At 23.4% G+C, this 14559-nt stretch carries 15 protein-coding genes; 8 read left to right on the top strand and 7 right to left on the bottom strand.

Translation table 4 applies throughout. From position 1 onward, the window contains the following. Positions 1–42 precede the first annotated feature (42 nt). The gene (locus AACK83_RS00930; protein ID WP_338958775.1) at positions 43–2328 is read right to left on the bottom strand and encodes a DNA translocase FtsK; all 2286 of its coding nucleotides are present in this window, start codon (positions 2326–2328) and stop codon (positions 43–45) included. A gap of 312 nt (positions 2329–2640) precedes the next feature. On the opposite strand from AACK83_RS00930, the gene AACK83_RS00925 reads away from it, so the two are divergent. Further along, positions 2641–3084 (top strand): hypothetical protein, encoded by a 444-nt coding sequence (locus AACK83_RS00925; protein WP_338958772.1) that lies wholly within the window; start codon positions 2641–2643, stop codon positions 3082–3084. 162 nt (positions 3085–3246) lie between these two features. Here the strand turns inward: AACK83_RS00925 and AACK83_RS00920 are convergent, their stop codons facing one another. Next, on the bottom strand, positions 3247–4821 hold the full coding sequence (locus tag AACK83_RS00920; protein WP_338958770.1) for a sodium-dependent transporter: 1575 nt from the start codon (positions 4819–4821) through the stop codon (positions 3247–3249). A gap of 201 nt (positions 4822–5022) precedes the next feature. Between AACK83_RS00920 and AACK83_RS00915 the strand changes: the two genes are divergently transcribed. Then, positions 5023–5340, top strand: coding sequence for a PTS sugar transporter subunit IIB (locus tag AACK83_RS00915; protein ID WP_338958767.1), 318 nt, complete (start codon positions 5023–5025; stop codon positions 5338–5340). A 4-nt stretch (positions 5341–5344) separates the two neighbouring features. After that, positions 5345–5692: a PTS lactose/cellobiose transporter subunit IIA gene (locus AACK83_RS00910; RefSeq protein WP_338958764.1), complete on the top strand. Its 348-nt coding sequence runs from the start codon at positions 5345–5347 to the stop codon at positions 5690–5692. Between the two features lie 37 nt (positions 5693–5729). On the opposite strand, the gene AACK83_RS00905 is transcribed toward AACK83_RS00910, so the two are convergent. After that, a complete protein-coding gene (locus AACK83_RS00905; protein WP_252320481.1) occupies positions 5730–5867 on the bottom strand; it encodes a hypothetical protein in 138 nt (45 codons plus the stop codon). 46 nt (positions 5868–5913) lie between these two features. After that, positions 5914–6687: a hypothetical protein gene (locus AACK83_RS00900; RefSeq protein ID WP_338958762.1), complete on the bottom strand. Its 774-nt coding sequence runs from the start codon at positions 6685–6687 to the stop codon at positions 5914–5916. Between the two features lie 312 nt (positions 6688–6999). Between AACK83_RS00900 and uvrB the strand changes: the two genes are divergently transcribed. Genes uvrB through AACK83_RS00885 form a run of 3 tightly spaced genes read left to right on the top strand, consistent with a single transcriptional unit; the run spans position 7000 to position 10177 of the window. After that, a complete protein-coding gene (gene uvrB / locus AACK83_RS00895) occupies positions 7000–8985 on the top strand; it encodes an excinuclease ABC subunit UvrB (RefSeq protein WP_338958759.1) in 1986 nt (661 codons plus the stop codon). A 17-nt stretch (positions 8986–9002) separates the two neighbouring features. Next, the gene (locus AACK83_RS00890) at positions 9003–9713 is read left to right on the top strand and encodes a CatB-related O-acetyltransferase (RefSeq protein ID WP_422397098.1); all 711 of its coding nucleotides are present in this window, start codon (positions 9003–9005) and stop codon (positions 9711–9713) included. 8 nt (positions 9714–9721) lie between these two features. Next, complete coding sequence (locus AACK83_RS00885; RefSeq protein WP_338958753.1) at positions 9722–10177, top strand: methylated-DNA--[protein]-cysteine S-methyltransferase; 456 nt, start codon at positions 9722–9724, stop codon at positions 10175–10177. Here the strand turns inward: AACK83_RS00885 and AACK83_RS00880 are convergent. The 3 genes from AACK83_RS00880 to AACK83_RS00870 are packed head-to-tail and all read right to left on the bottom strand — an operon-like array spanning position 10143 to position 12668. Beyond that, positions 10143–11606: an APC family permease gene (locus tag AACK83_RS00880; RefSeq protein WP_338958750.1), complete on the bottom strand. Its 1464-nt coding sequence runs from the start codon at positions 11604–11606 to the stop codon at positions 10143–10145. The genes AACK83_RS00885 and AACK83_RS00880 overlap by 35 nt on opposite strands. Further along, positions 11491–12075, bottom strand: a complete 585-nt coding sequence (locus tag AACK83_RS00875) for an alpha/beta hydrolase (protein ID WP_338958748.1) — start codon at positions 12073–12075, stop codon at positions 11491–11493. The genes AACK83_RS00880 and AACK83_RS00875 overlap by 116 nt, the downstream gene beginning before the upstream one ends. Before the next feature lie 56 nt (positions 12076–12131). After that, positions 12132–12668 (bottom strand): hypothetical protein, encoded by a 537-nt coding sequence (locus tag AACK83_RS00870; RefSeq protein ID WP_338958745.1) that lies wholly within the window; start codon positions 12666–12668, stop codon positions 12132–12134. Positions 12669–13039: 371 nt separating this feature from the next. Here AACK83_RS00870 and AACK83_RS00865 point away from each other — a divergent pair, with 371 nt between their 5' ends. Then, entirely contained in the window at positions 13040–13633 is a 594-nt protein-coding gene (locus tag AACK83_RS00865; RefSeq protein WP_338958743.1) for a hypothetical protein, read from the top strand. Then, positions 13597–14235, top strand: a complete 639-nt coding sequence (locus tag AACK83_RS00860) for a hypothetical protein (protein WP_338958741.1) — start codon at positions 13597–13599, stop codon at positions 14233–14235. The genes AACK83_RS00865 and AACK83_RS00860 overlap by 37 nt, the downstream gene beginning before the upstream one ends. Positions 14236–14559 lie beyond the last annotated feature (324 nt).

Raw genomic sequence — 14559 nt, 5'->3', positions numbered from 1 at the left:
AATATGAAAATAAGTTTTCTGTTAATTAACAGAAAACTTATTTTATTTTTTTGAATCTTTAATTTCTTTCATTTTTTCAATAAAATTATTATCATATTTAACCGAAGATTGTTCTTTAATAAACTTTATTAATTTTGAAACATCTTCATCACTAATTCATGGTGCTTGTAAACGATTGATATTATTTTGTCCTGGAGCTAAAAATAACATATCGCCTTTACCTAATAATTTTTCTGCTCCAGCAGTATCAAGGATTGTTTTTGAATCAATTCAAGATGCAACTTTAAAAGCAATTCTTGCTGGAATATTATTTTTAATTACGCCAGTAATTACATCTACTGATGGTCTTTGTGTTGCTATTACTAAATGAATTCCTGCTGCTCGACCCATTTGTGTAATTCGCATGATCCCTTCTTCAATTTGTTTGCTTGCTTGTACCATTAAATCTGCTAATTCATCAATAACAATAATATAATAAGGTAATTTATCAATTTCTTGACTTATTTTTTTATTATAACTTTCAATATCACGATTTCCATTTTTTGCAAATAGTTGGTATCGACGCATCATTTCTAAAATTACTACTTGTAATGCTGCTGGTGTTTTGTTTGCTTCATTAATTACTGGAATAATTAAATGTGGGATATCATTATAAATTGCTAATTCTACTCATTTAGGATCGATTAATATTAGTTTTATTTCATGAGGTTTGTATTGTAAGAGCAAAGAAATTAGTAAATCATTAATAAAAACTGATTTTCCTGAACCAGTACTACCAGCAATTAATAAGTGGGGCATTTCTTTTAATGAATGAAAGATGTAATCACCAGTAGTATTTCTACCAATACTAATTAATAATTTTTTATTTTTATATTTTTCGCTTATATTTTCAAATTGTTCTTGCATATTAGTTGGAACAATATTTTTATTACTAACTTCAATTCCAATCATTGATTTACCAGCTATTGGTGCTTCGATTCTAATATTATTATTTGCTAAAACTAGTTTTAGTTCTTCTTCTAAGTTAGTAATTTTGTTAATTTTCATTCCTGAAGTGATTGAAACCTCGTATTTTGTTACTGTTGTACCAATAGTAAAATCATTTACTTTTCCTTGAACAGAAAATTCTTTAAATAACTGATTAATTTTTTCTTTATTTTCTAAAGCATATTTTTCATTTTCTTCTTGCTTTTTTATTAGATTATCTGATTTTTTAGTTAATTTTAATGTTGGTAAAATATATTTTTGATTAATTATAGTTTGTTCAGGAAGAAAAGCTTTTGTTTTTTCTTGATTGTTATTTTGTTTTTCAATTTGATTAATAATTTTGTTTTGTTCTTTAACTTTTGTTTCATTATTTTCTAATTTTTGATTATTAATTTTGTTAATATTGTTATTTTCTTGTAATAATTCTTTATTGGTTTCTATATCAAAGTTTATTTTTTCGTTTTTTACTTTATTGTTTGATAAATTTTCTTTTGTAAATTGTTTAGTTTCTAATTTAGATTGCTTATTATTGTTTTTTGCTTGTTGTTTGTTTATTTTTAGTTCTTTTTTTAGATTATTGATTTTGATAGTATTATTTTGTGCCAAAGTAAGTTTTTTTTGTTTTTCTTTTGCTTTTTCTAATTTATTAATTTTTTGATCTTTTTGCTTAACTTTAAAATCTAAAATTGTTTCTTTGATATGATTTGAAATAGTGATAAATAAAATTAAGGGACGGTTAAAAAATAATCAACTAAAACAAATAATAATCATTAATATATTTAATATAAAATTAACAAAAAAAGTTGTGTAACCTAAAAATTCTAATATAGTATTACCAATTAATCCGCCAACAAGATAAGAGGGAAAGAAACTATCAATAGTTCAATTATTAAAGGAAATAGGTGATTTGAAAAATCCATGATAATTATTAAAAATAGTTGAATTTCATCAAGATTGATAATAATCATTAATTAAATTAATATGAAATTTATTATTAAATCAAATATTATCATAATGACTAATAATAGTAATAGTTTCAATTGTTCAAGCGCAGCATATAATAGTAGTAATTATTGCTCAAACAAAGGAAGCTTTAAATTTAAAATAATAATTAAAACAAAGTGGAATTAAAGATATATATAATAATATATAAATTAAATATTTGCTTCATCCAAATAAAAAAGAAAATATAAAGTCGTCTAAAAATTTACCAATTGGTAGTAGTCTTAATAAACTAAAAGTTATTAATAACAATAAAATTAGAGTACCTAATAAGATACCAATTTTATTATTATTGCTATTTTTAATTTGTTTAATTTTAATATTTTTAAAATCTTTCATAATTTTAAACTCCTAACTTTTCTATTTTAAATTTATTGGTTGAGTGATTGTATAAAAATAATATCATATATAGGGGTGTTTGTTACTACTTACTAACCATTTTAATAAATATTATTATGATGTGAACTATTAGTAATTTTTATTTATTTTTTTAAAAAATATACAATATATATAAATTAAAATATTATTAGTACTTTAATTGATTATATGGTTATATATAATAAACAATATCCATAGTTTAAATTTTGAAAAAGAATAAAAAATAAATTAAAAGAGAAAAGTAAAAATTAAAGATTGAAAGTGAATTAAAAAATGTATAATACTGAAATGAATAATAATGATTTAATGTTTATGATTATAGGTTTGCCTATAATAGTTATTGTTATAGGAGTTATTATAGTTTGTGTAGTTGCTTCAATTAATAGTAGTTCTAGACTAGATACAATTAATAATGCAATTGAAAAAGAAATAAAAGATTTTTTATTGAATAAAAATGATATAAATTATGTTTTTAAAAATGGTAATTTATATCAACAAATGAAAAATGAGGTAAAGACTGCAATAATAGATTTGAGATATAATAAATATACGTTTAATAAATCATATATTAATAGATCTGAAAATAAGATTAAACAAATACAACGTATTATTAATAAATATTATAAATTAGATAAAAAAAATATTATTGAAATTGATAATGAAGAAGTTACTAATAATATTATTTTAATAGAAAACAAAGAAATTGATAATGAATAAAATAAAGTTACCTAAATAACTTTATTAATAATATTATTGGATTGAATTCATTTTTATTTATTATTATGTTTGGATTTTATATAGCATATTTTATTATATAAGATATTTTAATATGACTGTTTAATGAATAATTATCTATTTAAATTAGCAGTTATATTAATTTTATTCAGTGTCGACTTTAATAATTTCAGTTTTTGTTTTTTGTTTAAATAGTTTATTATTAATTTTTATAAAATAGATTTTAATATTATTTCAAAAAGTAAAAATTAAAGTAAATAATAAAACAGTAATAGCTCCTAGCGTCAAGCCAATAGTTAGAAATATAAAAGGATTACTAATTATATTATTAATTAATTGATATAAAGCAAAGACCAAGTTAATTAAAATAATTGTTGGAATAAGGATTAAACATAAATATTTGAAACCTTTATTTCATTTAACTCATGAATATTGATTATTAAATTCTTTTAAACTATCATAACATTTTCAAATAAGGATAACACCAATTAATTCACAAATACCAATAATCATTTGTCAAATACCAGTAACTCATATTGCAAGTCCATCAATTAAAGGACTACTATTATTAAAGCAGAATATTAAACCAAGCATAAAACTACTAATAATCATTATTAATAATGCTTGATAACGTTTAATGCCATAACAACTAATTAGAGGATTAACAACGGCTTCAGCTATTGCTATTAATGAAGATATACCAGCAAAAAATACTGATAAAAAGAAAAGGAAAGCTAGGGTGTGACTTAAAAATGGAAGATGTGTTTGCTCAGTAATGATTGCAAAAACTTGTGGAAAAACTTGAAAAATTAAAGTTGGACCCGAAATAAATACTTCATCAATAGTTTTATGCTGATTATATGCAATTGCACCGATTCCTCCAAAAACAGTACATGTTGTTAATAAAGCAACAATAACAGTACCAACCATAATAATTAAACCTTTATTAGTATTACTAGTACCAATTGGCGCATGACTTGAAAAAATAATAATGACACCTGTACAAGTTGAAAGCATAAAGAAGGCTTGTCCAAAAGCATCAGTTCAAATGCTACTAGTTAATATTTTTTTACTATTAAAACTAAACATTGTTTTTAAACCATCTAGAGCACCAGGTAAAGTTAAAACATAAATCATCATCATTAAAATCATGATAAATAGGCTAGGAATAAAAATTTTATTTGCTAAATCAATCCCTTTAACAACGCCACCCAACAAAATAACACCAGTAATAATTCAAACCATAATTAAACTAATTAAAACTCAAATACTAATATTACCCAATTGACTAAAATTTTGTGGTACATCGTTGGAAGTTTGACCAATTAATTTATTTAAGAAAAATCCTTGTTGATTTAAACCAGGAAGAAAAGACATAACTATTGCCAATAATGATCAAGCGACAAGAACACTATAAAATACACCCATTATTCAAACAACTGCAGTTTGTAAAAATCCAAAGAAAGTCCCAGGAGTTTTTGCTAAATCTTTAAAAATTTCAACATGATTTTTACGATATTTATTACCTAAATTGATTTCAATTAATAAAATTGGTAAAGCACAGACAATTAGTGCAATAAAGAATGGAATTAAAAAGATACCACCATGTTTATTCATTTGATTTGGAAATCCCCAAATACTTCCTAATCCTACAGCAGCACCCAGTACTGACATAATAAATCCTCATGTAGTTATGTTTTTTTTCTTTTTGCCTTTCATATAATCAGTCCCTTTATTTTTAGATAGTATTATGAATTTTACACAATAGTGATCAAAGTTACAATATATATTAGTAATATATTTTTAATCTTTAGTTAAAAGTTATATTTTTTAAAACCATTAAAATTCAAATTTAAAAATATCAATGTATAATATTCTTAGTTATGTATATTTGATTTTTGTTTATTAGGAGGAAGATAGATGATAAAGATATTACTTACGTGTTCAGCTGGTATGAGCACTTTAAGACTAGAAGCAAATATGAAAGAGTATATTAAAGAGTTAAATTTAGATTATGAAGTGAAAGCATTAGGTGCTACTGAAGCAAAAGCATCTTTTGCTAAAGGTGAAAAATGGGATGTTGTTTTATTAGGACCACAAGTAAGTTATATGAAAAATGATTTTACTAATATTATTGGAAATGCTGCTCTTAATATTATTCCAGCAGCAGTTTATGCGATGGTTCAAGGTAAAGAAACGTTAGAATTAGCAATGAGTTTGTTAGAAATTAAAAAATAATACTATGAGCATTAAAGAAAAAGAGAAAAGTAATAATATTGATTTTGAAAAAATTTCACTTGAAATAATTTCTTTTGCTGGAAAAGCAAAATCTTTAGCAATAGAAGCAATTACTCTCGCTAAGGAAGGACAATTTGAAACAGCATTAAAAATGATTGATGAAGCAAACGATAATATTACTAAAGCTTTGCAATCACATATGAGCGTCATTGTTGAAGAAGGTAAAGGTTATCAATTACCTTTTTCAGTATTGTTTATGCATTCTGAAGATCATTTGTTAACAACACAAATGATGATTGAAATTAGTAAAGAATTTATTAATTTATATCAATTTATAAACAGAAAAAAATAAAAATAGGCATTTGCCTATTTTTATTTAAAGTATAAAATTAATCTTTTGGTTTTTTTTCAAAATCTTCTCCATCTTTTTCTAATCCTTTGATTGGACAAAGTAGAGGATAATTTTCTTTACAATAATCACAATGTCATTTTTTCTTTTTGAAAATTTCTTTAAATTTTTTAAACATTATATTTTTTCTCTCTTTCTTTTCATTATTTTTTTGTAAGTATATTTTATTCTTGTTCAAGTTCTGTTCATGAGCCAGTAGTGTTAGTTACTACTTTTCATCCTGTATTACTATTTTCGAATTTAGTTTTTAATTGATTAAAATTCTCAATAATTTTTTCAGATAAAGTATATAAATCTTTGTTTGAGATATAACCTTTTCAACCACTTGCATCTCATTCGGGAAATCTAGAAATAATATTAAAAATTTCAGTTTTATTTTTATTAGTATTTAAAATTTTTTGTCATTCATATCGACTTAATGCAATTTTTAAAGTATCATGTCATAAAAATTTATAATATTTTTCTATTATATTTTTATCGTGAGTATTTGGTGAAAATTGTGGCTTTTTACTAAACAAAGTTCCAAAATAGTAACATAGTTCAACTCCGTATGTATTGTATCCACGTATACTAGTTAAAGATTTAAGAATATTCATTAATACCTCTGATAATTTATATATGTTAGGTTTTGCTCAATTATTTCCTTGATAAGGAAATTTTATGGTATCGTAGTATATTTTTTCTCTTAATTTTTCAAGGTCATTTAAAGAAAAAAGTTTAAATCAACTATCTAAAGTACTACTTTTTATATAAATTAATGTTGCAGGACTTTTTGAATTTTCTTTTCAGACAGTACAAATTTTATCTTTTCCATCATATTTTATTGGTTCATTTTTTAAAATATTTGTAGTTTTAATTTCGGTGTTTAAAATAGAATTTAAGTTTCCAATTGATGATGAAACCGTTAAAAAACTTACTGCTGTTAATAGTGTTTTCATAATCATTCCCCCTTTTTAGTTTTTTTACTTTATATAAAAATTATTTTAATTATCTGTTTAAAATTTTACTATATTCTAAGTAAAATAAAATATAAACGATAATAAGTCAATTTTAAACATTGGATTTATTTGATAACTAAACTTTAAATTTTTTAAGAAATTTATTATAATTTTTTATACTTATAAAAATCAAAAAATAAGTATAGTATTTATATTGTTTTATAATAATTTTAATTATATAAAAGTTTTATTATTATTTTATTTAAAATAATATGGTATTGTATATAGAATGTTTTAAAGGAATATAAAGTTATGTTTAAATTAAAAGCGCCTTATAAACCAACAGGTGATCAACCTGAAGCAATTAGAAAATTAGTAGTAGCTATTAAAAATAATATTAAATACCAAGTATTATTAGGAGCCACTGGTACGGGTAAAACTTTTACAATGGCCAATGTTATTGTGCAAGTGCAAAAACCAACTTTAATTTTAGTACATAATAAAACATTAGCTATGCAATTATATGGAGAATTGAAAACTTTTTTTCCTGAAAATCGCGTTGAATATTTTGTTTCATATTTTGATTTTTATCAACCCGAGGCATATTTACCAAAAACCGATACTTATATTGATAAAAATTCTAAACAAAATCAAGAAATTGAAATGTTAAGATTAAGTGCTTTAAATGGTTTATCTATTAGTAAAGATGTTATTGTTGTAGCATCAGTAGCAGCAATTTATGGTGAACAAGAACCAACAGCATATAAAGATAACTTTTTTGAATTGAGAAAAGAACAAAAAATTAATAGAAAAGATTTATTATTAAGACTAATTAAAAATGGATATGTACGTAATGATATTACATTAGAACCGGGTAGTTTTAGTGCAAAAGGTGATTTAATAAAGTTAGCTCCATCTTGAAATGATCAATTTTATTTAAGAATTAGTTTATTTGGTGATGAAATTGAAGAAATAGCACGTATTGATACATTAGGCGCTAATGTTTTAGAACGTTTTCCCTTTATTACAATTTTTCCTGCGCAAAATTATATTACTAGTAAAAGTCGTGTTGATCAGGCAGTTATTAAAATTACTGAAGAGTTAAAAATAACATTAGCACAACTAAGAAAAAATAATATGTTAGTAGAAGCGCAAAGATTAGAACAAAGAACAGAACACGATCTAGAATCCTTAAAAGAATTTGGTATTTGTAGTGGTATTGAAAACTATTCTCGTCATTTAGAAAATAGAGAAGTGGGTTCAGCACCATATACTTTAATTGATTTTTTTCCAGATGATTTTTTAACAATTATTGATGAATCTCATATGACATTACCGCAAATTAGAGGAATGTATAATACTGATCGTAGCAGAAAAGAAACATTAGTAAAATATGGCTTTCGTTTACCTAGTGCTTTGGATAATCGTCCTTTAAATTTTAATGAATTTTCTAATAAGTTAAAGCAAGTTATTTATACTTCAGCAACTCCTGCTGATTATGAATTATCTTTAATTAAAAATGAAGTTGAACCCTTTAATGTACCAGTTCAACAAATTATTCGTCCCACGGGTTTATTAGATCCAACAATTGAAATTAAACCAACTAAAAATCAAATGGAAGATATTATTAATCAAATAAAATTACGAACAAAAAATAATGAAAGAGTATTTATTACTACTTTAACAATTAGAATGGCAGAAGAATTATCAAATTTTTTACAAGAACAAAAAATTAAAGTTGCTTATATTCATAATGAATTAAAAACATTAGAACGTACTAAAGTTTTGTTAGATTTAAGAAAAGGTGTTTTTGATGTTATTGTTGGTATTAATTTATTACGTGAAGGATTAGACGTACCAGAAGTGTCATTAATCTGTATTTTGGATGCTGATAAATCTGGTTTTTTACGTAATACTAAATCATTAATCCAAACTATTGGTCGCGCAGCACGAAATGTTAATGGTCATGTTATACTATATGGAGATATTAAGACAGAGGCAATGACACAAGCAATTGAAGAAACGCAAAGAAGAAGAGAAATTCAACTTGCTTATAATAAAAAACATAATATAGTACCAGTTACTGTTAAAAAACCATTGAGTGAAATCGTGAGTACTAGAGAATTAGATGTTGATTTAAAAATTTTAAATTCAAGTAAAGGTAAAACAAAAATAGCTGCTAAAACAAAGATAATTGCTGATTTAAGAGTTGAAATGTTACAAGCAGCTAAAGATTTAAATTTTGAAAAGGCAGCTTCACTTCGTGATTTAATTTTGAGTATTGAAAGTGAAAAATAAAGGAGTAAAATAAGTTGATCGATAAAGCACAAAAAGGTATTTTGATAAGTCCAAATACTAAAATTAATCCTCATATACCAACAATATTTTTAATAAAAAATTATATTACTAAACCTAAAATTTTTATTGGTGATTATACTTATTATCATGATTTTAATGGCGAACAAGCAGCTATTGATTTTGAAAATAAAAATATAATTTATCATTTTCCAAATATGATAGATGATGAATTAATTATTGGTAAATTTTGTTCAATTGCACAAGGTGTTTTATTTATAATGAATGGTGGCAATCATAATTATTCTGCAGTTTCAACATTTCCTTTACCATTATTTTATAAATCATTAAATTTATCAGAAGTTACAGAAAAAGATAAATTAGATAAATTTCCGATTAAATCACCAACAGTGATAGAAAATGATGTTTGAATTGGTCATGATGTGACAATCTTAAGAGGGGTAACTATTGGTAATGGGGCAGTAATTGCAGCTAAAAGTGTAGTTACAAAAAATGTACCTCCTTATGCTATTGTTGGTGGTAATCCTGCTAAAATTATAAAATATCGTTTTTCTAAAAAAATAGTTCAAAAATTACAAAATATAAAATGATGAGATTGATCTATTGAAAAGATTGTTGAAAATTCGGATTTGTTAAAACAAAATTTTTATAATAAAATATTACAAGAACTTGTAAAAGAAAGTAATAGTTTAAATAAAATAAAGGGGTAATAAAAAATATGAAAAAATATGGTTATTTAACTACTAAAATAGGTTTAATTGAAATCATAGTAGTTGCAGAACAAGTAATAAAAGTTAGCTTCGTTAATACTCGTCAAGTTGCTAAGGATAGTAGTAATATAGTGGTAGTTAATTGCTTAAAACAACTAGCAATGTATTTTGATAAAAAATTAAGTGATTTTAACTTACCAATAGCTTTAAAAGGAACTCCTTTTCAAGAATTAGTATGGAGTAAAACTTGTACTATTCAATTTGGGACAACTTTAACTTATCAAGAATTAGCGCAAAAGATAGGTTATCCAAAAGCAAGTAGGGCAGTGGGTTCAGCTTTAAGTAAAAATCCATTAGCAATTATTGTTCCTTGTCATCGTGTTGTTAATAAAAATAAGAATATTGTTAATTATCTTTATGGTGCTCATATTAAAAATTTTTTATTAGCACAAGAAAGTAAATAAGGTATAAGATTATTTTTTTATGATTGATTATCTTTTTTTGATTTTTAAAATTGTTAACAATTTTAACTACATAATTTTTAATATAGTAAACAGGATATCCTGCTAACATAACAGCAATTAAAATTAGTGAATTTCATAATGCTCACATATTATTATTTTGTGTACCATAATAATACATTGCCAAAAATGATCCAACAATAGCACTTATTGCTCCTAAATAACCAATAATAATGAAAAAGTAAAATCAAAAATTATTAAAAATCTTTTGGTAGTCTGGATGTTTGCGCCTTAAAAAGATAATGACTGAATTAACAATTAATTTTAAAAAACTAATAGCAATAATAAAGTAATTAGTTACTTCATACAATTGATTTCATAAAATATAAATTAAAGCAGCAAATATTAATAGTAACATAGCAGCTCATGGCATATTAGTTCTTTTAGTTGTTTTTTGAAAAAATTTAAACAAATCTTTTTCTTCACTCATTTTAAAAATTAAACGTGATTGATAAAGTAGAAATGCATTTAGTGAACCAACAAATAATAAAATTGCTAGTCCTGAAAAAATATAAGCTAAAACATGAGGAATATTAGGATTATTGATAATAGCATAATATCAAACGTTACTAAATCCATCATTTTTATCTAATCATGAAAGTGGTTCATTAATAGTTAACAAAGCAATTAATAGTATTAAATATAAAAAGATAATTAGTCCTGTTGCAACAATTAAAGCTCAAAGTACATTTTTTCTTGGATTTTCTACTTCTTCAGTAACATAAGTTATTGCTTCAATTCCTGAATAGGCAAATAGTGTCATTGTTGTTGCTGGTAATAAAACATAAGTTGCAAGAAAAATTTTTGATAAATCTTTTTGAACTATTTCACTATTAAAGCTATCTGTATTGCCATAAATCATAGCAATAAATAAAACAAAAGTAATTGGTAATCCTTTTAAAATTGTAAAAATAATTTGTGTTTTTCCAGAATTATTTTTAATAAATATTTGGACTATAGCTAATGCAAATAAAATTAAAATTCCAAATAATTTTATCAACCATTGGTTAGTAATATGAGCTAAAGTACCAATAATATTACCTAATGCTAAAGTAGCAGAAGCAACGGCAGTAGCACTAACTATTAAAACTAAAATCCATCCCAATCAAAACGAACAAGCCATTCAATTTGCTTTTTTTAATCAATAATAAGCACTTCCATTTCCTGGAAAAGAAATAGCAGTTTCTGCTAGTAATAACATTTCTGGCAAAATTAAAATACCGCCTAAAATTCAGGCACATATCATTAAAATCGGATTAAATCCACTTTGAAACGCTACTTGTCCAAATGAAATTAGTACTGATGATCCAACTGTGGCAGAAATTGCCATCATTAATATTACTCAAAACGAATACTTCTTTTTTAATTTCATGTCTTTTTCCTATCTCTATTTTTTTTATTTCGTATGTATTGATAAAACTTTTTATTTTATTAATGTAAGTTTGATAAGCATTTGGTAAGGTTTCAATATGATCAATATTTTCCAAAAATAAATAATCATAATTTTTATAATGGAGTTTAACTTGATAATTATGAATGACATTAGCCATGAAAAATGGGACAAAATTATCTTTTTTACCGTGAATTAATAAAGTAGGAACTTGAAAACCTGTTTTGCTTTTTTTTAATAAATCATATTCTAAAATATTTGTATTTGTAAATTTTTGATATCTTTTGGCTAAACCATTACTAATTAATCATCAAGGTTTTTTATAACGATATTGCATGACGTAACGAAATTGAACAAGTAGATTAGAGAATCCACAATCAGTAATTGCCCAGTTAATTAAATTGGTTACTTTATAATTAAATAAATAATAATTAATTGTTGATGCACCCATACTATTACCAATTAAACCAATACTGCTAACTTGATAATTATCTTTTATTCAATTAATTAAACAATTAATATTTTCAGCACAAGTAAGACCAATGTCACTACACTATATTGGCCATAAGTTTTACCGTGAGCAACACTATCAAAAGTTAAAATATTGTATCCTTCTTCATAAAATCATGACACTAATCTTAATGCTAAATATTTATTTTCTGTTCAACCATGAAAGCCAATAACTCATTTATCACTTTTCTTTTTTTGAATGACAGTTAGACAACTAATGTTTTGATTATTATCATTTTTAATGGTAAATTCTTGATAATTTTCTTTTTTTCAATCAATTGGATAGCCATATTTATTAAGATCTTTAATTTGACAATCATATTGATGATAATTAAAACTATTAATATCAACTGTTTGTTCGTTATTTATTTTAAATTTACCTTCTTTTTGATAAGAAAAGCAAAATTCTAAAAATTGTTTTTGATATTTTTTTGAATAAAAATAAACAAAAGGAAATAATAGAATAACTAATAAAATTTTGCTAAAAGAATAACAAAATTTTTTATAACCAGTTAATAAAATTTTTTGATTCACAGACGTGTTGATTACTGTCATTTTTTAAGCCTTTTCTAAACTACTAATTATTTTACACTATCTTATCAAATGTTTAAAATATTAATGTATGTTAATTTAATTATTTTAAAATAATTAAATTAATAATTTTTATAACTTAATTGTTTTTCAATTTTAATAATAATTTTTAATATTTAATTTTATTAATAATTGCTTTCTAGGAAAGTTTATTGTATAGTAATGTTTTAAGTTGTAAACTTTAAGTGAGATTTATTTAAAATTATCTTTAAATAAATCTTATTTAAAATTGAAACAAAATAATATTTTCAATAATTTTCATTATTAATAAAAATAGTATACGAGAATTTTAATAAAAAGGAGGATACTTAAAAATGATAAATGAAAAAAATAAGACAGTAGAAGAAGATAGTTGAGAAAGTGTTACTACTGTTAATGTTGATGATAGCGACTGTCAAGCAAAAATGGAAAAATTAAATAAAAAATTGCAAGAAACAGCTAATGAATTAGAAGAAATAAGTAGTCTTTATGCAAAATCAGTAAAAGAATCATTAGATAAATCAAAAAAAATTAAAGAACTAGAAGATAAAATTGATGAATTGGAAGAACAATTAAAAGCATGTAGAGAAAAAAATAAAAAATTAGAAGGTCTTGAAGATAAAGTTAAAAAATTAGAAGAAGATTTAAAAGAGTGTAGAGCAAAAAGAGAAGACTTGGAAAATCAATTAAAAGAATGTAAAGCAAAAAGAGAAGAACTAGAAGAACAATTAAAAAATTGTCAAGAAAAAAATAAAAAATTAGAAGGTCTTGAAGATAAAGTTAAAAAATTAGAAGAAGATTTAAAAGAGTGTAGAGCAAAAAGAGAAGACTTGGAAAATCAATTAAAAGAATGTAAAGCAAAAAGAGAAGAACTAGAAGCACAGTTAAAAGATTGCCAAGAAAAAATAAAAAATCAGATGAAGATTTAAAAGAATGTAAAGCAAAAAGAGAAGAATTGGAAGAACAATTAAAAGAATGTAAAGCAAAAAGAGAAGAACTAGAAGAACAATTAAAAAATTGTCAAGAAAAAAATAAAAAATTAGAAGAAGATTTAAAAGAATGTAAAGCAAAAAGAGAAGAACTAGAAGCACAGTTAAAAGATTGCCAAGAAAAAAATAAAAAATCAGATAAAAGTAAAGGACAATGAATTCCTGGTGAATATAAATGAATGCCTGTTGGATCAAAAATGCCAGAAGGTTGAGTAAAAGTAGAACTTGCTAAAGGTTTAACAATAGTTCAGAGTGATAAAGAAGGAAAAACATTAGGAAGTGTTGGAAAACATAATCATACATTTTTAAATAATGCTCAGGTATGAACCACTCCTGCTTCAGCAAGAATAGCTTTTATTAATGAAAGAACTTCAGGATCATTAGGTTCTAAATATGTACCATTCTTAGGTAGTTATACTCATCTTTGAGGAAGTAAAACAACTGCTGATACTGGAAAAGGTATCTCTAATACCGAGAATAATTTAGCTGCTGGAATATTTGCTGAACTTTGACAATATCAAGGAGAAAATAGTAGTAGTTAAAGTTAATAAAAAAGAAAGAAAAAAATAAGATAAATAAAGTTAATGGATAAATTTATATAATTTAAGTAAATAAAATTATTCCAATTATTTTTTATTAGAAAAAAATATTGGAATATAACATTTTTTAGTAATAATTAATTCTATTTTTTAAATTTTATTATAAAATGAGCAATTGCTGTATTTCATTTTTGAATATATATTGTTCATTTTTTTGTAATTTAAGTTTTTATATACTTTTTTTGCACTAAATAATTTTAAAATTTTAAATATTGATTTAGATAATATTTTAAACTAATTATAATTGATATTCTTTAGTATTAATTA

The organism is Spiroplasma endosymbiont of Tiphia femorata, from assembly GCF_964020225.1.
Lineage (GTDB): Bacteria > Bacillota_I > Bacilli_A > Mycoplasmatales > VBWQ01 > Spiroplasma_E.
This window is presented reverse-complemented; position numbering and strand designations above follow the sequence as displayed.